This is a genomic window from Paenibacillus sp. LHD-117, from assembly GCF_030929555.1.
Taxonomy (GTDB): Bacteria; Bacillota; Bacilli; order Paenibacillales; family Paenibacillaceae; genus Pristimantibacillus.
Genome location: NZ_JAVFVT010000034.1, coordinates 1 through 21,469 on the forward strand (window position 1 = coordinate 1; position 21,469 = coordinate 21,469).

The following is a 21,469-nucleotide window of genomic DNA, read 5'->3' on the forward strand; positions in this document are numbered from 1 at the left end:
TTTTGCAAGCCTTATTTCCGCATACTGGCCCAAGATTCTCTCCATGACCATGTGGCCGGTTTATTCAAGCATAAATTCTCACAATTACCGGTTAATCTCATGAACTGCATAAGTCATGATCTCAATACTGTTATACCATATTTTCCCTTTCGCTAGTACGATCGGCTGGTTTTTTCCGTTGAAGTAACGGGCAGCTAAATTATTGTTATTTTCCTCCTTTAGGGAAACCTAACCTCAAAAATGAGGTGAAATAGTGAGGAAAATACTGTACTTGATGTTGGTTATCTGCTTTCTGTTTAGTTCTTCGACTGTTATTGCTGATTCATCTCTATCTGAAGCACGCACAAGCAACACTGATACGCGGGTGTTTAGATTGACTGCAAATGAAGTCCTATCAGCCCATGTAAAGTGGGGACCTGGAATTCGTTGGATGCTTACAAGAAATGAGATTGATTCGCTAATTACAATATTAAGAAAAGCAATGAAGGAAGATATAAAACCATATCATGGACCTTTTCCAAAAGGAGGACCATTTCAAGTAAGTTTAACGACGAAATCATATGAACAGTACACTTTCACGGTTGGTGCTGGTGGAGAAGGATACGTTCTTTACTCTGGCGGAAAGGTATTTCTTCCAGAGTTTACTGACTTTATGAAACCGTTTATCATTCGAAGAGCGAATGAAGCTAAACCGTACAGAAAGGAAGATCTAGCTAACGGGACACGATAGTAAAATAAAGGATGTAAACGCTTATGACCAAGATCGTTCTTATTGAGGATAATGAACCTCTGTTGTCATCCACGAAGCTGGTGTCGTCCTCAACGCCGGCACGCCAGGAGGGATGTTGGGACTGTTTTTCTTGTACTCTTCTTTGGAATTCACTGAGTATGTCAGCTTTTTGATGGCGAGGGTCGGCATCCTGTGCGGTATTTTCGCGCTATTAAATATGTTGGTTTATATATCGCTCCGAAAGAGGTTTTTCCGTGGCGCAGGGCTGCGGATTGCTTAATATTTTGAAATTGGTTTTAAATCATTCTCTCCCTTGCTCAGGATTTATCTGAAACGTAAGATAATATAAATAACGATCAATCGATTTTCTAGATGGGATGATAAATGGTGGAAATCAACGTGGCTTTAGTCAGTCGTTTAATCGCGGAGCAATTTCCGGAGTGGGCTCATCTTCCGGTCAAGCCCGTCGAATTAAGCGGTTGGGATAATCGAACGTTTTGTCTTGGCCCCGATATGAGCGTGCGGCTGCCAAGCGCGGAAGGATATGCGGCGCAAGTGGAGAAGGAGCAACAATGGCTGCCGCGGCTTGCTCGCCATCTGCCTCTGCCTATTCCCGCTCCTCTTGCGAAAGGGGCACCTTCTCGCGAATATCCTTGGCATTGGTCCGTTTATCGATGGATTGATGGCGAGAATGCGTCAATCGACCGAATCGACGATCTGAATGAATTTGCAGAGCAGTTGTCTCGATTTTTGAATGCCCTGCAAATGATCGATACAAGTGGCGGTCCTCCGCCCGGACTCCATAACTTTTATCGAGGCGGTTCGGTTAGCGTTTACGATGAGCAGACGCGTAACGCGATTACTGCCCTCCGCGATCAGATCGATACAGAGGCCGCAACCGCCGTATGGGAAACCGCCATCCAGACCACATGGAACCGCCCGCCCGTCTGGGTTCATGGAGACGTACATCCCACAAATATGTTAGTCAAAGAGGGGCGCTTAAGCGCGGTCATCGATTTCGGGTGTTCGGCCGTAGGCGATCCCGCATGCGATTTAACGATTGCTTGGACATTTTTTGCCAAGGAAAGCCGTGCTATTTTCCGAGCGGGCCTTAAGCTCGACGACCACACTTGGTCACGCGCGCGCGGTTGGGCATTGTGGAAAGCGCTGATTACGATTGCCGATCCTGCCAATGCCAATCCAATCAAAATAAAAGAGGCTCGACGGACGATTAACGAAATTTTTTCGGATGTGTAACTATGCCAAATGCCGAGGTCTTCCTTCGGCTTGTTGCGGCTATTGCACTTATACTAACTAAACGGCTGTCTCTTGAGAGACAGCCGTTTTTCGAGTTCATTCATATTCCCATATGGGACAGTCTCTGGCGTCTACGCTCCCTGCGTTCCCGATAAGCCGTGCGGGCTCCTTTTAAATAGAGCAGAAGCCGGGCTCCCGCGAGGAGGAGGATGACGGCCCCGTCCCAGAAGGGGACGGAGTGGACGGGATAGGCGGATATTTGGCGTACCGCCATCGAGAGCGCGGTGTAGCCGCCCGGGAAGCTGTAGATGATCAAGGTGACGGTCATCGTCGCGATGCCGATGGCGTATGTGGCGCCGAACCACGCGGCCGCCCGACGCTCCGTGCCGGGCAGGCGCCGCCACGCTTCGCGCGTATCGTCGTCCTTGCGCCACAGCTTGCGCAGGAACAAACGGCCGCTGCGGGCCAGATCGGCGGAATGGGTAGCGTTGCCGAGCACGAAGTAAAGATCCGTCCGCAGAAACACCATGAACTGCGAGAGGATGCCGAGCATCAGCAGCAGGATGACGAGCCGGGCGCAGTCGTTCGCGATGCTGTCAGGTTCCGTGGCAAGCTGAACCAGCAGAGCTGTCGCGATCAGGAGACAGTCCCACGCCATTCCGGCGAGGTAGGGGAAGTAGCGCTTCGCCGGCGCATGTCCCCACAAGCCGGTCATCTCGGTCTCGGCAACGATCACGATATAGCGGATATTCACACGCATGCGGGCGCGTACGCCTACCCCTCGTGCCGCCAGCAGGTGAGCGCATTCGTGGAGAAAAATAAGCAGGCAGGCGATGAGCGAAACGAACAAGGCGTTGCCCCCGACGACCGGCAGCACGAACATGTCGCGGTAGTGGGGCAGGAACTCGGGGCGGAGGACGAAGAGGAGGAGAACGGCCGCGAGCGCGGACACATACACCCACGCTGCGTGGCCGGTGAATAGTAAGGCACCGATCCGTTCCGCAAGCCGGTCGACTAAGGACATCGCCCGCTTGTCGGCTGCCGGAGCGACATCGGCCGCGAGACCGAGCGCCTGCAGCTGGGTCATGAAGTCGAGGACATCGACGTCGAGCTCCCGCTCCTGCAGAATCTGTTCCTGTATGTCCCGTACAGTCCGGGTGCCATCCGCGCGTTCAATTACGTACAAGGCGGGCTCCGGCACTCGGATGAATCGCGAAATGCGCGGGTCGCCGATCGTGTATTCGTCGCCGTCGCGTTGAACGGTCAGGTGGGACAGGTCGATGCGGGAGACTGCATCCAGAGTGCCCATCATCGATTTTCCCGTTCCCCGGATAGTGGCGCGGCTTCTTCCGCGACTTCCAGCAGCCGCTCCAGCGCGACTGGCTCGACCCATTCGTCAGTGCCAGGGTCTGCCGACCGGCCGCAGCTCGGGCAATCCGAATATCGGGGGATGCTGCGGCGCGAAATGTCCATATCATGGAAGGGTACAAGTCCGAACGGCATGTCGGATATAGCAGAATAACCGGTCAACTGTTTGGCGATGTCGGAGGCGACCAGCGCGGTCATGACGGCCACATTGGGCGCGAAGCCGGGATTGCCGGTATCGGCATCAGCCGCTGCGCCAGCGACTTGCCTCCTGATGCGTCCCGCCGTCACGGGGTCGGTGCGCATGATGTGCAGCACCCGGCAATCGGTGCAGCCGCTCTCGTACGGGAGTACGCGGAAATAAAAGCCCAACCGATTGCCGATCGACAGATAATAGGAAGGAATGCGCCGATGCAGACAGGCGGCGTTGACGTAGCGGGAACCCATCAGGGGCGGTGTATCGATCGCGCTCACCATCATGTCCGCCTCCGCCGCGATATCGACCAGCGACTGCGCGCTTTCGATACGGCGCTGGTGCACCTCCACCTTCACGTCTCGATTCAAGGCGTGCAGACGCCGCTGGAGCGCGATCGTCTTGTACTCGCCGACATCGTCTTCGGTATAAAAAAATTGCCGGTTCAAATTGTTCAGCTCGACTCGGTCAAAGTCGACGCCGACGATGCGGCCGACTCCCATCGCGGCAAGCCAAGCGGCGATGACGCTGCCGCCGCCGAGACCTACGACGGCTACGGTGGCGTTCTTCAGCTTTTTCTGAAAGTCGAAACGGCTTTCGTTTAAGCTCTCGTATAATGAAAAGTAAGTGAGATTATTTTTATAGCGTATTTGCTCACGCTCCGTCAGCCCGATCGGATCGGCCGTCCCGCATGCCAACAGGCGATGGCGATCGAGCAAAGCGAGGCCTTCCTCTACTTCGCGCGCCGTTAGCCGACATTCGCTTGCGATCTCTTCTACGCCGCGCGCTCCGTCCAGCAGCCGGATGAAGGCGAAGATGCTGCCGTCCGGATCGTCGATTTCAAGCGTCGAACGCTCCATTTTGAACCGGATCACGTCGTTATCCCGGCTCATTACTTGTCGGCAGTATGGTTTTAAGGCGGGATTCTTCATAGTCATAGTCTCCTGTTCGAACGAATTTAGGGAAAAAGCCGTACGCGCTGTACGGCTTTCTCGGGATGTACGGCTTAAACTTTGAAGTCAACTACGGCTTCGGGATCCTCATGGATCGCTGTCGGCGTCAAGTTTTCAACTTCGCGGATTTCGATCTTCATCTTCGTCACCTCCCTCACATTTATCATTATAAAGTTGCGAGGATTGGAAACAAGTTACAAAATGTCATATTAATTGTCATGAAAAATGGATAGTTCTATTCGTGGTAGTATAAGGATAGTTTGGGTGGGGGGATTCGTTTGCTGAATATTCAAGCCGTTTTTTTGGATCGTGAAAAGGAAACAAATTACAATCTATCGCGTCTATATTAAGCAGCGGTAGAAATATTACGTACTATCGAATTTGTGAATGAGTTGTCATTAAAGAGGAGATGAAGCAACAATCAGAACGAAATGGACAGGATTGGCGGTCGCATTTTCACTTTGCGTCAGCTTGTTGGTTCCTGCGGGACAAATTAAGGCCGCAGAAACAAACGTAAAGGTTACTCTGCCAAAATTCGAGGTGAAACTAAATGGTCATACGGTAGAAAATCAGTACCGGGAATACCCGTTGCTGGTTTATCGCGATATTACCTATATTCCGATGACCTGGAACGATACGAGAATGCTAGGTTTGGAGACAACTTGGTCGCAGGCAGCGGGCTTAAACATTAAGCAAAGCCTGGTGACCTCCTCGTATGCGGCTTACAAGTCCGGGAAACGGAATGCGAACACGTACTCCGCGAAGATTGCCACATCACCCATCACAGTTAATGGGAAAGTCATCCACAACGCAAAAGAACAATATCCGTTGTTGAGCTTCCGGAACATTACCTATTTCCCGCTGACCTGGCGTTTCGCGCATGACGAATTTGGTTGGGATTACAAATGGAATGCAGGCAGCGGACTAAGCATTACGTCCCATAACCCGCAGTTGCAGACGATTGGCCTTCCCTCGTATGCTTCTAATAACGACGTCGCCCTTTTTAAGGGGTATTATTATTTCGTCGAGACGAAGAGCGGCACAAACCATGTTTATCGGGCTCCCGTGAAGCAGCCTTCTGCCAAGGAAGAGATCTATTCGTATAGCTTCGAAGGTTCGGATCCAATATGGCAGCCGGAGAAAGTATCCTTTCAGATCCGCGACAACGCACTGTGGTTTACCTATCATCTCGGAGGAGGTGTATCGGGTACGGATATGTTCGTGAGAATCGGCGACAACGGGAAAGCTGTATTGTTGCATCAAGGGTATTTGAATTTCCGCGAGACGCCTTACGGCACGCTGATCGTTCGTCTCGGCGACTCGGCGTTTGAGGGCGGCAATTTGCGTCTATCGTCGGCAGGGAAGGAGAAGAAAGTCGGAGAGCCCGGTCTAATGTATGCAGTTACGCTTAGCGGTACCCAGTGGTCACTCGGCGGCGGCAACGCTTCCTACATCGGCATCAACGGAGACAATGCGTACGTGCTGGCTTCGCGCGACGAAACCGACGCAAATAAGATCTATGAAATCAACCTGAAGACGAACAAGACCAAAAAGATCGTCAACTCGGGCGTAAGCTGGTTCCAAGCGATCGACAACAAGCTATATTACGTCAAAGATAAGGATAAATCGTTATATTCGTCTGATCTGGACGGAGCGAACGAAATGAAGTTGTCCGAACATGCCGTATCATGGTTTGACAGTATCGACGGCAACCTATTCTACACTAAGAAGAAAAGCTCAACCCAGTTTGAACTGTATAAAGTCGATCCCAACGGGAAAGACACTCTTGTTTGGACAACGCCTTTCGCCAGCGTTCAAGTGTTAAACAAACAGCTCGTGTGCCAGCTTGGCGTTGGCGATGGCGTCGTACTGCTGGACAGCTCAGGCGGCTTGCTGCTAAAAGTAGCGGATCCGATCGCGCGTATTTTCGAGTCCGATAACGAGCTATTGCTCCAAAATGCTAAAAATAATACTCTAGCAATTATTCGGTGAACGGAGAGTGTGCAGCGGTGAAAATAAAGGTCATGATTGCCGATGACAATCCCTTTATCCGGGAGGGCATGAGGATCATACTGACCACCTTCGATGAGTTCGAGGTATTGGCGACAGTTCAGGATGGTCAAGAAGCGGTAGATTTCTGCCTGCAAAATGAAGTGGACGTGGCTCTGCTCGATGTGCAGATGCCCAATATGAACGGCGTGGAAGCGACTAAGCTGATCTCCGAGAAGACTGGAACCAAACCGTTAATCCTGACCACCTTTGATGACGAGACGTTTATTCTCGATGCGATCCGCAGCGGGGCAAAGGGATATCTGCTCAAAAATAACGAACCGGAGCGGATCCGGGATGCAATCTTGACTGTGTACAACGGACATAATGTGCTGCAGGATGCCGTGCTGGATAAGCTGAAATCTAGTTTGTTGGCGGAGAAAGATAACGATGAAAAAGAAGATAGAGGAAGTAAGATAGATAGAAGCTTGTTCACCGATAGAGAGCACGATATAATGTCCCTCATCGCGAAGGGGCTTTCCAATCGTGAAATCTCGAAGAAGCTGTTTATCTCGGAAGGCACCATTGCCAACCACATTACTTCCATCTTAGGCAAGAAGGGTCTTACGCACCGTACACAGATCGCGATTTATTTTCTGACTGGGGAAGTGAATTAATTGACGGAGAGGGGAACCGCCAAAGAACTCTGGACAATGGGCATTAAAGCGATTCTCTTAAGCTTCGTGGTCATTCAATCCTATCTATCCGGAGGTTCGATTTCACCATGGTATATGCTGTCCATCCTCCTCTACCTGTGTTTGAATATATCCATTCATATCGTTAAGAAGGTTAGTATCACGTCGACCGTGCTGCTGCTGTCCGTTCTGGTTGCCGCAGCGTCCTCGTCATACATTCAGCCTTTGTTTATGCTGCTGCTTCCGCTGAATCTATACGAACTCTTCTCGATATACCTGCGTAAGCGCGGAATTATTTTATTCCTCATGTTGATTCCGCTCTTGCCGCTGTCGTATGAATCTCAAACCATCTTGTTTACCTATGGTCTCGTCGCGATGCTCAGTTTCCTCTACTACCTTTTGCTTAACACCTACATAAGCAGAGTCGAAGACCTCAAAGCGATACTGGAAAACAGGCATGAACATATCCAGCAGCTGACAAAAAGTCTGAATGAGAATAAAGAATATATCAGACAATCCGACTATACGATAAAGCTGGAGGAGCGCAACCGGCTGTCCCAGGAAATTCATGATAAGATCGACAATTCGATGACGGGCGCATTGATCCAGATGGAAGCCTCGAAGCGCTTGTTCGCCTCCAATCCGGAGAAGTCTTCTGAGCTGCTTCAGAATGCCATTCAAATCTCCAAGGACGGGATCGAGAGTATCCGCCTTGTACTCAAAAATATGAAGCCGCCGACAGAGCAGCTCGGAATAAATCGGATGAAATTATTTGTAGATGAATTTTCAGCGAAACATACGGTTAGGACTTTACTTACCCATGAAGGCAATGTCGACATCATTACTCCGATCCAATGGAAAGTCATTCAGGAGAACATCCAGGAAGCGCTGACCAATGCCATGAAATATTCGAACGCTACCGTTATCTCCATCCACATCGAGGTACTAAGAACCTTGATCAAGACCGAAGTAGCGGACAATGGCAAAGGTGAGCAGAAGGTAATAAAAGGCATGGGAATTATCGGCATGGAAGAACGGGCAGCAAGCGTAAATGGTACGATTATCGTCGATGGTTCAAGAGGCTTCAGTGTCACTACATTAATTCCTCATGGTTAAAGATGACATTTGCGAAGATTAGTAATGAAGATTCTCAGGGGTCAAGGATGAACTTGTGCACTGTCACAGGGGCATCCTTTTTTATTACAATTACATTATCCTAAAGACGAAACGGGAGTGTGACGAATGAACGTCCTTGAAATGAAGCAGCTTACGAAGAAATTTGGAGATTATATTGCCGTGGATAATATTACGATGTCCGTGAAGGAAGGCGAGATATTCGGATTTCTCGGCGCGAACGGAGCAGGGAAAAGTACGACGATCAACATGATTGCCTCTCTGCTGAGGGTTACCAAAGGCGAAATCGAAGTTCTTGGCAAAAATATCGCCAAGCATGGCAAATTCGCGAAGATGAATATCGGGATCGTGCCGCAGGAAATGGCAATTTATGAGGATATGACAGCTTATGAGAACGTTCATTTTTTCGCCGGATTATACGGACTCAGAGGGGCCGAGTTAAAGGAGCGGGTAATTGAAGCGCTAGCTTTCGTGGGACTTGGCGATAAACACAAAAGCTATCCCAAAAATTTCTCGGGCGGCATGAAACGAAGATTGAACATCGCCTGCGCAATCGCCCATCGGCCAAAGCTGCTCATCATGGATGAGCCAACGGTGGGGATTGATCCGCAATCTCGCAACTATATTCTTGGCTCCGTGAAGAAGCTGAATGAAGGTGGCTGTACGATCATCTACACCAGCCATTACATGGAGGAGGTCGAAGAGATCTGTACAAGAATCGCCATTATCGATCACGGCAAGATTATCGCGGAAGGAACGAAAAGTCAATTAAAGGCCATCATTACGAATCAAAAAAATATAGGGATCGAGGTCCGTTCGGCGGGGCATCTGGATAAGAAAAAGTTGGAGGCAATCGCCGGCGTAAACCGGGTTGAAGTAGAGGATCGGATCGTTAAGATCGCCTCTGATTCCGAAGTCAATAACTTGAACAGGATCATCAAGCAGTTGGTGGCGGACGACATTGAAATACGATCCGTTGAAGAGCATGAGCCAAGTTTGGAGATGGTGTTCCTGACATTGACGGGCAGAAGCCTGCGGGATTGATAAGAATGAGGAAATAAGGAGGCGAAAGGGATATGAATGTACTTCGAATCATGCTCAAAGAGTTAAAGGTCATCCGCGATCCCAAAATGATTGTATTTTTGCTGGTTTCGCCGCTATTAATCATGCTCATTATGGGTACGGCGCTTACGAATGCTTTTAACGGCAGTTTAGAGGTTGGAGAAATCAACGTACTCTATAAAAATAATCACTCATCGAGCGAGTTCTCTGCCTATTGGGACGACTTTACGGGGCAGATGCGTCAAGCGGGCATTCAACTCGTAGAGGCAGACGAGAAGATGGATGGGAAGCTTGAAGTGAAGAACAACCTTTATGAGGGATACGTCGAGATCTCGGACAGCGGACTGAAGTATTACAACAGCAGTCAGAGCTTGATTGAAAGCGATATTGCGCAGAGCTTGCTTACAGCATTTGCGGATCGTTACCGATTGGCGGCTGAAGTAGCGGGAACAGACCCGGAGCAAGCCAATGCGATCATGGCCGGAAGCGGCGGCGAAAGCTTTGTGGCAGAGGAGTCGCTAATTGCGGCAAGAAAACCTGGTGCTATGGACTATTTTGCAATTGCGGTTACGACAATGATTATTTTATATAGCGCCTTGTCGGCCGCTCAATTAATAGACAGTGAACGGAAAAGGAACACAGCTGTCCGATTGCTTGCTTCCCCGGTAACGAAAATCGAAATATTCGCGGGAAAATTAGCAGGGATCGTCGTGCTGAATTTCATCATCACAATTATCGTCGTACTCATCAGTAAATACATGTTTAATGCCTATTGGGGAGAAAATCTGGGTCTAGTTTTTCTAACGCTCTTAACTGAAATCATTTTCGCTGTAAGCTTGGGACTCGGCTTCAGTTATGTCCTCAAGGGTAATGCGTCAGGCACCGTTGTCATGATTATTATCCAATTGGCAGCGTTTCTCGGCGGTTCTTATTTTCCGGTCGAGAACGCTACGGGAATCATGGCAACCCTTGCTTCTTTTTCTCCGCTGCAATGGTCCAATGCCGCGCTTCTAGAAATGATCTACGCTGACAATCTGTCGGCAATGGCTAACGCCATGCTGTTGAATATCGGCTTCGCGGTCGTCTTGTTAGGTATCGGACTCACGATGATGCGCAGAAAGGAAGGGTTATAAGGATGAGAGACACGTTATGGCTAATTCGGAAAACTTTTATTTCTACCTTTAAAAATGTTTTGAATCTCTTTATCTACTTCGTCTTTCCTGTTATGGCAATTCTGCTCGCGACCCTAGTCCAAGGAGGCTCGGGAGACGCCGAATTGAAAATGGGCATTGTTAATCATGATGGAGGTCAAGCGATTACAAAGGATGTTATAGATTCGGTGGGCAGACAGGATTCCATGCTTGTAAGCGAGATTGAGGAGAATGAGATAAAGGAGCTGATCTCCTCTGGCGAGCTGGATGCAGCCATTATTTTTCCCGCAGGTTTCGCACAAAGCTTGATTGTCGGCAAGCCCACAAACGTGAAAATCGTATCCATTAAGGGGGCGCAGGTTACCGGACATTTGAGGGCATCCTTGGATCAGGAAATGAACAATATAGCTTCGATCGGCAAGGTGGCTAAAGGGGATGAGACTAAGTTTAATAACCTTTACGAGGGATTTCAAAAGACGGGCTTTGCATTATCGGTTGAGAAAGTAGAGGATCAATCGATAAATCACAACAAAACCAATCAATCAATAGGTTACTTGCTCATCCTCATGCTGGTGTCCGCTTCGAATTTATCCGGTATTCTTATCAAGGAAAGAGAGAATCGAACCTTTTATCGCCTATTATCCTCGCCGATCAATCCAAGAACCTATGTCTTATCCAATATCATCGTTAATTTGATGATGATGATGATGCAGATAACAGTGACATTGTTGATCATGATCTTTATTTTTCATGTCGATCCGGGTATTCCCTTCTGGAGCATGTTCCTGATTCTTGTGTTATTCGCTCTGGTGGCGATAGGTCTGTCGCTTGTAATCGTGGCATTCTCAAGCAGCTCTTCGGCAGCCAGCGGAATGCAGAATATGTTCCTTATTCCTACCAGCTTGCTGTCCGGATGCATGTTCCCGCTTGCTTTAATGCCCGAAACCATGCAGCAGCTTGCGCACTTTCTTCCCCAGTTTTGGCTTCTGGATACCTTTAGCAGTCTACAGCAAGGGGTATCGATGGGGGAATTATACTTGAACCTGTTCATTTTGATTGCTTTTTCCGTGGCCTTATCCTTAATAGCCGTCTATAAGTTTGGCAGGAATAATGATACTCGAAGCTATATTTAAGAGAATAAGCTAACCCAAAAGGAAACGTTATTTTAGGAGCTTGCTATTGGCAGCTCCTTTTTTGTTCGAGCAAAACAATAACAACGTATCTTATTTCGATCAAAATATATTGTAAAACGATAAATTATATGGTACATTCAATTTGAAAATAACGAAGTGAGGTGCATGTTGTGGAACGAGGAACAACACTCTTTTTGAAGGCGGCGGTCATTCTTATCGGCATCCCGGTTCTTGCCATCTGCATTTTTTTGGTGCCGGAGATCGCGAACTTTGCAGCAGAGTTGTATCCGGATCATGCTTATTTGAAGGTTTTGGTTTTTATTGATTTGTATGCAACGGCGATCCCTTTTTACATGGCTTTGTATCAATCGTTTAAACTTTTGAGCTACATTGACAAGAACAATGCGTTCTCAGAATTATCCGTACGGGCTTTGAAGACGATTAAATACTGCGCGATCGCAATCAGCGGCTTGTTTACGGCAGGTTTGCCGCTTTTCTATCTCATTGCGGAGAAGGACGATGCCCCGGGAATCATCGTCATCGGGATGGTCTTCGTTTTTGCTTCCATGGTCATTGCCTTTTTTGCCGCCGTACTCCAAAGGCTTTTGAAAGAAGCGATCGATATAAAATCCGAAAACGAATTGACGGTCTGAGGTGAATGACATGGCGATTATTATCAATATTGACGTGATGCTGGCCAAAAGAAAAATGAGCGTAACCGAACTTTCGGAGAGGGTTGGAATTACAATGGCTAATCTTTCGATATTAAAAAACGGAAAAGCAAAAGCGATTCGATTAGCCACTTTAGAGGCGATCTGCAAAGCGTTAGACTGTCAGCCTGGAGATATTCTGGAATACAGAAGTGACGAATCATGAAACAAGGATCAACCTTTTTCCTTCAGGCGGTTGTTGTGCTCATTGGAATTGCGGTACTGGCTGTGTGTGTATTTTTGTTGCCCGGGGTAGCCTCTAGAGATGCGGAAGCGAATCCGCGGAGCGACTATTTGCAATATCCCTTTTTAGTATGCTCGTATATATTGTCTATCCTCTTTTTGTTTGCGATGGTTCAAACCTTCAAGCTTTTGAGCTACATCAATCGGAGAATGGCGTTCTCGGCATTATCTGTTAGAGCCTTGAGGGATATCAAGCGTAGTGCAACCTTATTCAGTTGCCTAATTGTAGGAGGAATCCTATTCGTAATCATTTTTCTTGAAGGTGACAGAGCAGGAGTTGTAGCGGCGGGAATCATCGGCACATTCGCTTCAATCGTCATTGCAACCTTTGCTGCTGTACTTCAAAAGCTTCTACAAGATGCATTAGCTATCAAATCCGAAAATGACTTGACGGTCTGATGCATGACGAAACAAAGGAGCAGCTTGCCGTGAGGCAGCTGCTCCTTTGTTAACTCAAACTTAAAGTTTCGGCGGCTCATAACCAACCACCGGATGCAGCCTAGAGATAAACAACCGATCCGCTGCGACTCGCAAAGCCGTATTCCGAATAGCCAGCGCTAGCGGCGACTCAAGCTGCATAAGCCGTCCCATTAGGCGCGATTGGCGGACGATATTTAGGACACGCTGAATGCGCATCTTCTCATATGCCTGTAAGGCCTCGACCAAGGCTCCGCCTGCTGGTCTGATTCTAAGCAGATCGGCAAGCACGACCGCATCCTCCATCGCCTGCGCTCCGCCTTGACCCAGGTTTGGAAGCATCGGATGTGCCGCATCTCCTAGCAGCGTGACCCGACCCTTGCTCCACTGCCTAAGCGGCTCTAAGTCATAGATGGAATGGGTGAGAATATCCATGGGCTGCGTGGCTTCTATAACGGCCGGGACCGGTGAATACCAGTTCCGAAACTTTAGCAGAGCGTCCTTCTTACGTTCCTCGGGTGTAAGAGAAGCTCCTTGTCCTTCCGCCTCATTCATTGCGGCAAACCAGAAGATGCGCCCGCCACCAAGGTGGGAAAATCCAAACCGAGTGCCATTGCCAAGCGCCTCGAACCCTCCTCCGGCCGCAAGGGGATAACGCGGGTCATCAAAGCTGCCTATGCCTCGGATGGCTCTATACCCCGAATATCGCAACGGAGTATGGCCAAAAAGCCCGTCACGGATTTTTGATCGATACCCGTCTGCAGCGACCAGGAGTTCGCCGTTCGCACTCGTTCCATCCGCGAAACGCACCTCGACTCCTCCATGACGATCGATCAGTTCGGCAAATCTTTTACCATGCTCGACGGTTACGCCAAGATCAAGGGAGCGCGAATAAAGGATGGATTGCAGGCTGCCGCGGTGAATGAGATAACTCGGCGTACCGTAACGAACGGCTTGTTTCTCGACCGGCAGACGTGCCAGAAGGCTTCCCCTCCATGTTCTCAGCTCCGCAACTCTGACCGGCGTTCCTTCTTCCCGGATGCGTCCCGCCGTATCGAAACTCTCAAGCGCCCTCATGGCATTCGCGGCGAGCACGATCCCAGCCCCGTTCTCTGTCAGGCTTTCGTTCTGCTCAAAAACGGTTACCTCCCAGCCAACCTTCCGAAGCGCGATCGCACAGCTTAAACCGCCTATCCCGCCGCCGATAATGATTGCTTTCATTTGGTTCCCCCATTTTAACGCGGTGTACAATCTATAAACTTTATCATAATGTCCGAAAGTAAGGAAATAAAGCTGTAGACTAACACGCATAGTAAGCCATAAAATTTGTCTTATAAGAGGGGGAGTGAACAATGAAAATAACGAATCTCATTGGGTTATTAGCTTCAATGGGTTCAATCATACTTTGGACTATATTTTCTTTTTACAATCCATACACTCATGAGCATGTTGATACTGACGTGATGTTGAATACATTATTAACGCTTGTTTTTCCGGCTTGTTTGGCGATGATCGCATCTGTTTTCAGAAAGCCTTACCTCATGATTATTGCATTTGTATGGTCGCTTCCCGTGAGTCTCTATACCGCGATGACCCCGAGTATTTTCAAATGGTTTGGAGTGACTTCGGTTCTTTACCTTATTTCGGGTATTTTGATGATTAGGGAATCTAAGTCCTATTCGCGCTCATGCGAATAGTTGAACTAAAACAATCGTTCAGTTAGACACGACGGCAGCCGACCACACAATTGGCTGCCTATTTTCGTTGGAAAAACGAGACAGCAGCGCAACGAAAACAATCCAAATACGTCTAAATACTGGAAGGTATATGGAGAAAGTGGAGCATAATGTTTACATTTGAAAGGAGATTTAAAAGTTGAATACCTCAAAATCAGATACTGTTGTCACGGTTGGTTGTCTTATATTAGCTATAATTGGATTTGTTATTATCCTTCGAAGTGTAGAGATGGGGATTAGTGCAGCAACAAGCGATTTAATAAAAGCAGAAAGCATGAGTATCGATGAAAGTAAAATTCGAAGCGAAAATCATATTGCTAAGTTTAGACTGGTGGGTGGAATACTCTTCGGGGTCGGGCTTTTTTTGGGACTAAATAAGTTGAGAATTAGAGTTGACTTTAGAAGTGACGTTAGCATGACTAAAATGGAGGAAATCGAGGACAAGCACAGTCCCACTTAAATGAATTCGTAATGGGGGAGGTTTTTTAGAAATGGTTAGAAAAATCCTCTGGATTACGGTTCCTCTAATTGTGGTAATGATCTCAATTCTTTGGTCATCGGGGATATTCGGCTTATGGACGAAAGGTATAGCTTATATTGCAAACAACACCGAAGAATATACTGTTGTCAAATGCTCACCTGAGGCAAGGTGTCGCTAATCCATGCAGTGCCGGACGATGCAATAAGTTTAGAAGTTACAGTTTTTGTTCCTGTATTCTTCGCACACACGAACGGTTTCTGTTTCAGTTGGATTAATAGGCTCTTTAAACTCGAAATAAGCACTGCCTTGGCCATTGGGAAAGAAGCAGTGCCATTAGACTAAGCGAGGACTCTCTTAATACATAAAGAAAAATTAAAACCGTCCATGCACAAGGACGGTTTCATTCAATGGAACATTGTATTGTGCGGGACCGCAAACACTAATCACTTATTGTAACCCGAGTGTTTTTAAGAAAGAGTTCATTTTATTTGATGTTTCAGAATCCAAAATGTAATTTTTTGCATTCTCATCTTCGAATCTTTTTAATTTAACCCAATGGCGGATAGTGTACGAACTACCATCCTTCATCAATACATCAATTTCATAATCGTGTAGGATGTCTTCAAATTCTTCATCTTTGTGAATGGCGTTATTTAATATTTGATTTAGAGTGTCAAACGGTTTTTTGTCACTGATGGTGACTAGAATATTTTTATTAGATAAGTTGGCTAAATCTGGCTTAATGATTCGGACCTCCTGAATATTGGCGGTATCCAATGAAAGTGTCTTTTTCTCAATAGGAAGTCCCTCATCATCTCTCCCTTGGCATCCAATGAGACAAAGCATAACTAGAATCAAAATAGATGTTTTATACACTTTCTCCCCACCTTAACAATAGATTTAAATTTCGGTATAGAAAGCGCGGCTTATTCCAAAATTAATTGGACTATGCCGCGCATGAAAAGGCCTCTAATTAGTCACTTTTAAATCTGTACTAGAAGTATATATGCTAAAAGGTTTGTTTGGTTCACTTAGTGCATTCAATTTACTTATTTTCATGGCAGTAGCTGTTGAATACTGGGATCCTTCGTAGTACGCCCCACCTGCATGGACACCGACAATTCGATCATCGTAGGGGTTAAAAGTGATAGCACCACTATCGCCACCGTCTGAGTATCTGCTTCCTCCTGATTTTTCAATTCTAATGGTATCTAAATAACCTAATCCTTCTCCAGCGTTATCAAACACCGTACCACATGTTACATCTGTTTTTACACCTGATTTACATATTAATTGATTAATAGCGACACTGCTTGTGCTTGCATACCTCTTACCATATTCAGCATTAGCCAAAGGGCTATAAAAGAATTGATTGCTGATGTATTTATTTGTATTTGTTAAGCGGATTAACCCGATATCATATCCACTACCTCGTCCATCAAAATGCCACACACCGATTATAGTAGTCCCTTGAGTTACATTAGCACCGATCGATGAAATACAGTGTCCTGCTGTGATTAAAAACTGTTTTCCATCTTTAGTAGCAGTGGCTGCCGTGGAACAATTACCATTAATTTGTATACCGCCACCCATAACGGTAAAAGTATCTGTTCGTGCCTTTTCAAGTTTTTGAGTATTCTCTATAACCTTGATTTCGTAAATATTCTCGTCAATGCTGAATTTATTTAATTGATCTTTAACAACAGTATCAGCTAAAAATGAGTTTGTTTTTGTATTATCGAATTCCAAAATAACTTTTTCTCTTTGGGCATCAACAAAAATGGAAGTTGCACCAGTATCAGCGTTATGAATCTTGTCTTGATATGCTTTCAGCTCTGCTCTTGAGTATTTTGCTTTCTTATATTCTACAAGCTCGACAGGAATATATTCCTCTAGTAAATTTCTCAATTTTTGAATCTTTTCATCTTCAAATTTCAAAAAGAATACAAACTTAAACTCTGTAGGCCTGTTGTCTAAATAAAAAGTTCCGTATTCATCCAAACATTACTTGCCTATGCTTTATGGCAAGTAAACAAAGAAAAAACGAGTGATGAGAGCCACACCCACGGCGAAATGGTTCGCGGTCTCTTCCACACTCGTTGCCAGGTTCGCACAAGAAACCACAAGGGTTTAAAGCGAATCTACATCGATTTTGACATAGAGGCACGCCGTTTTGCAAGCCTTATTTCCGCATACTGGCCCAAGATTCTCTCCATGACCATGTGGCCGGTTTATTCAAGCATAAATTCTCACAATTACCGGTTAATCTCATGAACTGCATAAGTCATGTCCTTATTTTTTTATTAGGATGTTTTTACATTTGATGTAATAGTTTCATGAGAAACCTGTCTTTAGTAAGAGACGTAATTAATGGGGGTTAAGTTGCGGATATTAGGCGAGAAAACAAATTTTTTTGCTCATCGCTATACTGCGTGGTTAAAGTCATGCTTGGCAGGCTGATAGAGTGAAGCGATATGGAATCTCTGCGGGCATCCGAAATATCGAGGAGGCATTCAATTCAAAATAAAATTGATAAATTGTCTTCAGATAAGACGTATGTAACCGTTCGACCAGGTTATGCAATTACTATGACAGGATGATTCACTTTAATAAACGCTAAGCCGGGCATATCCGAAGGATCAGGAGCTGCCTCTATGCAGGTGGCTCCCCCCATCAGACAGGCGGCTCATTTTCTCCGGAGACCTGGCTCACTCATGACCGGAATGATGGCTCTATCTCATCGCAATACTCAGTCAAACTCTCAATTACCGATTTGTATAAAAATCTTTGGACAAAGAAGTAATCAACTAGGATACGTCATTTGCAGCGACATCAGCAGCCTTGGGCGTTATGATTCGCTCCAAGGCTGCTTCTCCGCGACTTGGTTGCGGAGATTTTTTTTTGCGCATAATGAACTTTAATTGCCGCTGCAATCTCTTAGCTATGAAAAGAGGTGAGAACATGAATATAAGCCGTCTTGTCAAACAAGCCCAGAAAGGCAACAAGGAAGCTTTACTGCAACTAATCATAGCCGAACAGGACGCTTATTATCGTCTTGCCTACAGCTACATGAGAAACGAGCATGACGCAATGGATGCAATGGAAGACATGATTGTTATGCTGTATGAAAAGCTGGACCAGTTGCAAAAAGTCGATGCCTTCTACAGCTGGAGCAAAACCATTCTCGTCAATCGTTGCAAAACAATTCTGCGCCAGAAGGAACGATTTCTTCCATTGGAAGACGAGCGAGAATCATCATTTGCTGCATTAACCGACGATAATCCCTACCGCTTTACGGAATCTGAGATGGACATGCAGGTGCTTCTCTCTCATCTGAATGCGCGGCAGCGGGAAGCGATCGAACTTCGTTACGTGCATGACCTTCCGTATCAGACGATTGCGGATATGACAGAGGCACCGCTTGGCACAATCAAATCAAGAATCTCGCAAGGCATTCAAAAACTGAAAACGATAGTCGGAGGTGGCCGGAATGAAAACGATCGAGGAGAGGTTACAGGAGCACAAACTGAGACAGAACAGGGTACAAGCTCCATCAGAACTTGAGGGAAGACTTCGACAAGCGCTTGAGCAAATTCCCGCTAAGAAAAGAAACAGGAATAGAGCAAGGGCATGGGTCGCTTCATCGGCTGCAGCGCTCCTGCTGATTGTCGGAACTTATCAATATCCTGCATTTGCTTATTACGGAGGTAAGTTGTTGAGTAAAATGGAGCTGAGTTCTCTCAGCTTTTCTGAAGTGGCCGAGCAAGGATACGGTCAAACGGTCAACAAAAGCAAAACGCTTGATGACGGCACTGTCATTACGATCAACGGGGTTATTGCGGACGATAACGCATTGCTCATGTATTACACGATTGATCGTACCGCAGGCTCCGTATTAGATGACGATCGTTTTGTTCGGTACGGCGTGGGTGACATGCAAGGTTTCTTGACGGATTCGGACCCGCAAGGAGGAGGCGGTAATTACAGTAAAGACGAGAAACATTTCGAAGGCGTATATAAATTCGATCCGGTTAGTCCATTCTCCCGCACGTTAACCGTTAACTTCAATGAGAGGCTGGAGGACGGGGAACAGGCTTTATATCCGATATCCTTCAAGTTTGATGCGAATAAAGCGATGAACAGCATGCTTAAAGCGGACATTTCCAAATCCATCCCTGTCGATCAGGGGAAGGTCCATTATGACTCCATTACGGCTTCACCGACTTCAACCATCGTGAAGGGACATTATGAGATGGATGATGACGGATACCCGAGATTTCCAGGTAAAACAAAACTTTTTGTGAATGGAACGGAAGTGAAATCATGGGGAATGCGGTCGGAAGGTAACGCGGAAGAGGGCTTCCCGGCATTTGAGCTTGAATTCGATGTGCTTCCGACGGACAAGTTGGAGACCATTGAACTTGTACTCGAAAACTTCGCCGGCTATCAGAAAGTAGAAGAACCCATCTCCTTGGCCACGCCATCCGATCAACCCGTTAAAATTGGCGATGAAAAGCTATGGATTCGAAGCGTCGCAAAAACGGATACAGGGTATGATGTCGTGATAGCCAGAAAACAATTTGTCTTTTTGCGGACGTACAATCTATCCGTGCAGTCAGACGGTACCTCAGTTCCCGTAAAGTCCATTTCCTCTTCACGCAAGTGGGATCTGAAGAACGGCAACATCTTGTGGGAGCAGACGTATTCTTTTGACACGATGGAGGAACCGGAGCTGCTGCTGCTGGACGGATATGACTACATTAAAACCTATGACAAAACCATATCTGTACCTATAGAGATCAAAAAATAATATCAAACAGGGAGTAGATCACCGCGGTGATCTGCTCCCTTTTTTCGTTAAGCTTACATGTTGAGTTTAAAGAAGTTGTTGACACGACACCAAATGGTGTCCTATAATCAAAGTGCCACCAAATGGTGTCTAATTAAGAGTAAGTCATCTGGAAAGTTTGGAACCTGGATAAGTTTCACTTAAAATCAATTTAGAGGAGGAAACAAAATGAGTAAGATGATCGATGCAGGTATAATGAAGGTAGAAACCCGGCCGCGAGGAAAAATGATTGCTTATTGGTCAATCACGTCACTACTCGCAGCAGCTATTCTGTTAAGCGGTATCGGGCAACTGATGCAACTTGGGGGGAACGTCGAGTTAGTGAAAAATCTTGGTTTCCCATTATACGTCATGACCATTCTCGGGATTTGGAAAGTGCTTGGATCCGTCGCTCTCATCGTGCCAGGGTTTCCTCGGCTTAAAGAATGGGTTCATGCCGGCATCTTCTTTTTAATGACCGGTGCGGCTTTATCTCATGCGTTTGCTAACGATTATGGCGATAACGGGTTTAATTTTATTCTTCCGCTTTCATATGCTGCGCTTAATATCGCCTCATGGGCGCTGCGTCCGAAGAGCCGCAAACCTTAAATGAGCGAGAACAACCAGTTGCGGGATGTGTTTGAAGCGATTGCAGATCCGACCAGGCGCCGATTGATTCGTCTATTGGCAGAGTCTGAGGAGGTACCGCTTCATGAATTATCGGCACAGTTTCAAATGGGGCGTACAGCGGTATCGAAGCATTTGACAATCCTTAAAGAAGCCGGGCTGGTACTTGATCGAAAAGTCGGAAGAGAAACGCGATACAGGTTAAACGCCGCTCCGCTTCGAGTCATTCAAGATTGGGTGGCTTTCCACAGCAAGCTCTGGAGTTCAAACATGTTTCGCTTGGAACAACTATTAGAGGAGGAAGAAAAATGAGTTTAACATTATCCTTGGATTATCAGTACAAGACATCGATCGAGAAATTATGGTCCGCCTTAACCGATTCAAGCAAGCTTGCCAAGTGGGTGGCCAACATCCACACCGGTCAGTCGATGGAAAATGATTTTAAGCCCGTTGTGGGATACCGGTTTCAATTTCGCACGCAGCCGACTGAATATTGGAATGGAATTATTGAAGGCGAAGTACTTATCGTGGATGAACCAAACCGGTTGTCCTATACTTGGGAAAGCGGAGAGAAGCACACGGTTACCTGGACGCTGCAAAAGTTAGAGGATGGAAAGGTTAACCTTCATCTCGAACAAACCGGAATTTCAAATGCTCCAGCACTCGCAGGCGCTAAGTATGGCTGGGGCAAATGGTGCGGCGAGCTTGAGAAGATGTTGGAACAATAACCGCATTCGGCAAGCTGGCCAGGCTAACGGAAAACGA

General features: G+C 46.8%; 23 protein-coding genes. 18 read left to right on the top strand and 5 right to left on the bottom strand.

The window, feature by feature from the left end:
- Nucleotides 1-271 precede the first annotated feature (271 nt).
- Entirely contained in the window at nt 272-730 is a 459-nt protein-coding gene (locus RB620_RS22705) for a hypothetical protein (protein ID WP_308098372.1), read from the top strand.
- Between the two features lie 384 nt (nt 731-1,114).
- Nucleotides 1,115-1,987, top strand: coding sequence for an aminoglycoside phosphotransferase family protein (locus RB620_RS22710; RefSeq protein ID WP_308098374.1), 873 nt, complete (start codon nt 1,115-1,117; stop codon nt 1,985-1,987).
- Between the two features lie 100 nt (nt 1,988-2,087).
- Here RB620_RS22710 and RB620_RS22715 read toward each other — a convergent pair whose 3' ends face one another.
- Together RB620_RS22715 and RB620_RS22720 are read right to left on the bottom strand one after the other, a co-directional pair.
- Nucleotides 2,088-3,299 carry a PqqD family protein gene (locus RB620_RS22715; protein WP_308098376.1) on the bottom strand — a complete coding sequence of 404 codons (1,212 nt, stop codon included), beginning with the start codon at nt 3,297-3,299 and terminating at the stop codon, nt 2,088-2,090.
- Nucleotides 3,296-4,477, bottom strand: coding sequence for a HesA/MoeB/ThiF family protein (locus RB620_RS22720; protein WP_308098378.1), 1,182 nt, complete (start codon nt 4,475-4,477; stop codon nt 3,296-3,298). The genes RB620_RS22715 and RB620_RS22720 overlap by 4 nt, the downstream gene beginning before the upstream one ends.
- Before the next feature lie 609 nt (nt 4,478-5,086).
- On the opposite strand from RB620_RS22720, the gene RB620_RS22725 reads away from it, so the two are divergent.
- The 9 genes from RB620_RS22725 to RB620_RS22765 all read left to right on the top strand — a co-directional run bounded on the left by RB620_RS22725 (nt 5,087) and on the right by RB620_RS22765 (nt 13,014).
- Nucleotides 5,087-6,490, top strand: a complete 1,404-nt coding sequence (locus RB620_RS22725; protein ID WP_308098380.1) for a DUF5050 domain-containing protein — start codon at nt 5,087-5,089, stop codon at nt 6,488-6,490.
- Between the two features lie 17 nt (nt 6,491-6,507).
- Entirely contained in the window at nt 6,508-7,164 is a 657-nt protein-coding gene (locus RB620_RS22730; RefSeq protein WP_308098382.1) for a response regulator, read from the top strand.
- A gap of 36 nt (nt 7,165-7,200) precedes the next feature.
- A complete protein-coding gene (locus RB620_RS22735; protein WP_308098487.1) occupies nt 7,201-8,298 on the top strand; it encodes a sensor histidine kinase in 1,098 nt (365 codons plus the stop codon).
- Nucleotides 8,299-8,424: 126 nt separating this feature from the next.
- Nucleotides 8,425-9,360, top strand: a complete 936-nt coding sequence (locus RB620_RS22740; protein WP_308098383.1) for an ABC transporter ATP-binding protein — start codon at nt 8,425-8,427, stop codon at nt 9,358-9,360.
- Between the two features lie 32 nt (nt 9,361-9,392).
- Nucleotides 9,393-10,511 carry an ABC transporter permease gene (locus RB620_RS22745; protein ID WP_308098384.1) on the top strand — a complete coding sequence of 373 codons (1,119 nt, stop codon included), beginning with the start codon at nt 9,393-9,395 and terminating at the stop codon, nt 10,509-10,511.
- 2 nt (nt 10,512-10,513) lie between these two features.
- Nucleotides 10,514-11,662, top strand: a complete 1,149-nt coding sequence (locus RB620_RS22750) for an ABC transporter permease (protein ID WP_308098385.1) — start codon at nt 10,514-10,516, stop codon at nt 11,660-11,662.
- 170 nt (nt 11,663-11,832) lie between these two features.
- Complete coding sequence (locus RB620_RS22755; RefSeq protein WP_308098386.1) at nt 11,833-12,315, top strand: DUF2975 domain-containing protein; 483 nt, start codon at nt 11,833-11,835, stop codon at nt 12,313-12,315.
- Between the two features lie 10 nt (nt 12,316-12,325).
- Nucleotides 12,326-12,538 (top strand): helix-turn-helix domain-containing protein, encoded by a 213-nt coding sequence (locus RB620_RS22760; protein ID WP_308098387.1) that lies wholly within the window; start codon nt 12,326-12,328, stop codon nt 12,536-12,538.
- Nucleotides 12,535-13,014: a DUF2975 domain-containing protein gene (locus RB620_RS22765; protein ID WP_308098389.1), complete on the top strand. Its 480-nt coding sequence runs from the start codon at nt 12,535-12,537 to the stop codon at nt 13,012-13,014. The genes RB620_RS22760 and RB620_RS22765 overlap by 4 nt, the downstream gene beginning before the upstream one ends.
- 60 nt (nt 13,015-13,074) lie before the next feature.
- Here RB620_RS22765 and RB620_RS22770 read toward each other — a convergent pair whose 3' ends face one another.
- Nucleotides 13,075-14,253, bottom strand: a complete 1,179-nt coding sequence (locus RB620_RS22770; protein ID WP_308098390.1) for an FAD-dependent monooxygenase — start codon at nt 14,251-14,253, stop codon at nt 13,075-13,077.
- Nucleotides 14,254-14,384: 131 nt separating this feature from the next.
- On the opposite strand from RB620_RS22770, the gene RB620_RS22775 reads away from it, so the two are divergent.
- Complete coding sequence (locus tag RB620_RS22775) at nt 14,385-14,729, top strand: hypothetical protein (protein ID WP_308098391.1); 345 nt, start codon at nt 14,385-14,387, stop codon at nt 14,727-14,729.
- Between the two features lie 178 nt (nt 14,730-14,907).
- Nucleotides 14,908-15,228, top strand: a complete 321-nt coding sequence (locus RB620_RS22780; RefSeq protein WP_308098392.1) for a hypothetical protein — start codon at nt 14,908-14,910, stop codon at nt 15,226-15,228.
- A 468-nt stretch (nt 15,229-15,696) separates the two neighbouring features.
- Here the strand turns inward: RB620_RS22780 and RB620_RS22785 are convergent, their stop codons facing one another.
- A complete protein-coding gene (locus tag RB620_RS22785; RefSeq protein ID WP_308098393.1) occupies nt 15,697-16,125 on the bottom strand; it encodes a hypothetical protein in 429 nt (142 codons plus the stop codon).
- A gap of 93 nt (nt 16,126-16,218) precedes the next feature.
- Complete coding sequence (locus RB620_RS22790; RefSeq protein WP_308098394.1) at nt 16,219-17,250, bottom strand: chymotrypsin family serine protease; 1,032 nt, start codon at nt 17,248-17,250, stop codon at nt 16,219-16,221.
- Nucleotides 17,251-18,210: 960 nt separating this feature from the next.
- Here RB620_RS22790 and RB620_RS22795 point away from each other — a divergent pair.
- The 5 genes from RB620_RS22795 (at nt 18,211) to RB620_RS22815 (ending at nt 21,432) form a co-directional block, all read left to right on the top strand.
- Nucleotides 18,211-18,813 carry a sigma-70 family RNA polymerase sigma factor gene (locus tag RB620_RS22795; RefSeq protein ID WP_308098396.1) on the top strand — a complete coding sequence of 201 codons (603 nt, stop codon included), beginning with the start codon at nt 18,211-18,213 and terminating at the stop codon, nt 18,811-18,813.
- A complete protein-coding gene (locus tag RB620_RS22800; protein WP_308098397.1) occupies nt 18,740-20,059 on the top strand; it encodes a DUF4179 domain-containing protein in 1,320 nt (439 codons plus the stop codon). Before RB620_RS22795 ends, RB620_RS22800 begins: the two co-directional genes overlap by 74 nt.
- A gap of 207 nt (nt 20,060-20,266) precedes the next feature.
- Nucleotides 20,267-20,686, top strand: coding sequence for a DoxX family protein (locus RB620_RS22805; RefSeq protein ID WP_308098398.1), 420 nt, complete (start codon nt 20,267-20,269; stop codon nt 20,684-20,686).
- Entirely contained in the window at nt 20,687-21,016 is a 330-nt protein-coding gene (locus tag RB620_RS22810) for an ArsR/SmtB family transcription factor (RefSeq protein WP_308098399.1), read from the top strand.
- Complete coding sequence (locus tag RB620_RS22815; protein ID WP_308098400.1) at nt 21,013-21,432, top strand: SRPBCC family protein; 420 nt, start codon at nt 21,013-21,015, stop codon at nt 21,430-21,432. Before RB620_RS22810 ends, RB620_RS22815 begins: the two co-directional genes overlap by 4 nt.
- The last annotated feature ends 37 nt before the right edge of the window (nt 21,433-21,469 follow it).

Coding starts and splice junctions, on each gene's coding strand:
- RB620_RS22710 (WP_308098374.1), top strand. CDS start 1,115: ATGGTGGAAATCAACGTGGCTTTAGTCAGTCGTTTAATCGCGGAGCAA.
- RB620_RS22715 (WP_308098376.1), bottom strand. CDS start 3,299: ATGATGGGCACTCTGGATGCAGTCTCCCGCATCGACCTGTCCCACCTG.
- RB620_RS22720 (WP_308098378.1), bottom strand. CDS start 4,477: ATGAAGAATCCCGCCTTAAAACCATACTGCCGACAAGTAATGAGCCGG.
- RB620_RS22735 (WP_308098487.1), top strand. CDS start 7,201: ATGGGCATTAAAGCGATTCTCTTAAGCTTCGTGGTCATTCAATCCTAT.
- RB620_RS22740 (WP_308098383.1), top strand. CDS start 8,425: ATGAACGTCCTTGAAATGAAGCAGCTTACGAAGAAATTTGGAGATTAT.
- RB620_RS22745 (WP_308098384.1), top strand. CDS start 9,393: ATGAATGTACTTCGAATCATGCTCAAAGAGTTAAAGGTCATCCGCGAT.
- RB620_RS22750 (WP_308098385.1), top strand. CDS start 10,514: ATGAGAGACACGTTATGGCTAATTCGGAAAACTTTTATTTCTACCTTT.
- RB620_RS22760 (WP_308098387.1), top strand. CDS start 12,326: ATGGCGATTATTATCAATATTGACGTGATGCTGGCCAAAAGAAAAATG.
- RB620_RS22765 (WP_308098389.1), top strand. CDS start 12,535: ATGAAACAAGGATCAACCTTTTTCCTTCAGGCGGTTGTTGTGCTCATT.
- RB620_RS22770 (WP_308098390.1), bottom strand. CDS start 14,253: ATGAAAGCAATCATTATCGGCGGCGGGATAGGCGGTTTAAGCTGTGCG.
- RB620_RS22775 (WP_308098391.1), top strand. CDS start 14,385: ATGAAAATAACGAATCTCATTGGGTTATTAGCTTCAATGGGTTCAATC.
- RB620_RS22795 (WP_308098396.1), top strand. CDS start 18,211: ATGAATATAAGCCGTCTTGTCAAACAAGCCCAGAAAGGCAACAAGGAA.
- RB620_RS22800 (WP_308098397.1), top strand. CDS start 18,740: ATGAAAACGATCGAGGAGAGGTTACAGGAGCACAAACTGAGACAGAAC.
- RB620_RS22805 (WP_308098398.1), top strand. CDS start 20,267: ATGAGTAAGATGATCGATGCAGGTATAATGAAGGTAGAAACCCGGCCG.
- RB620_RS22810 (WP_308098399.1), top strand. CDS start 20,687: ATGAGCGAGAACAACCAGTTGCGGGATGTGTTTGAAGCGATTGCAGAT.
- RB620_RS22815 (WP_308098400.1), top strand. CDS start 21,013: ATGAGTTTAACATTATCCTTGGATTATCAGTACAAGACATCGATCGAG.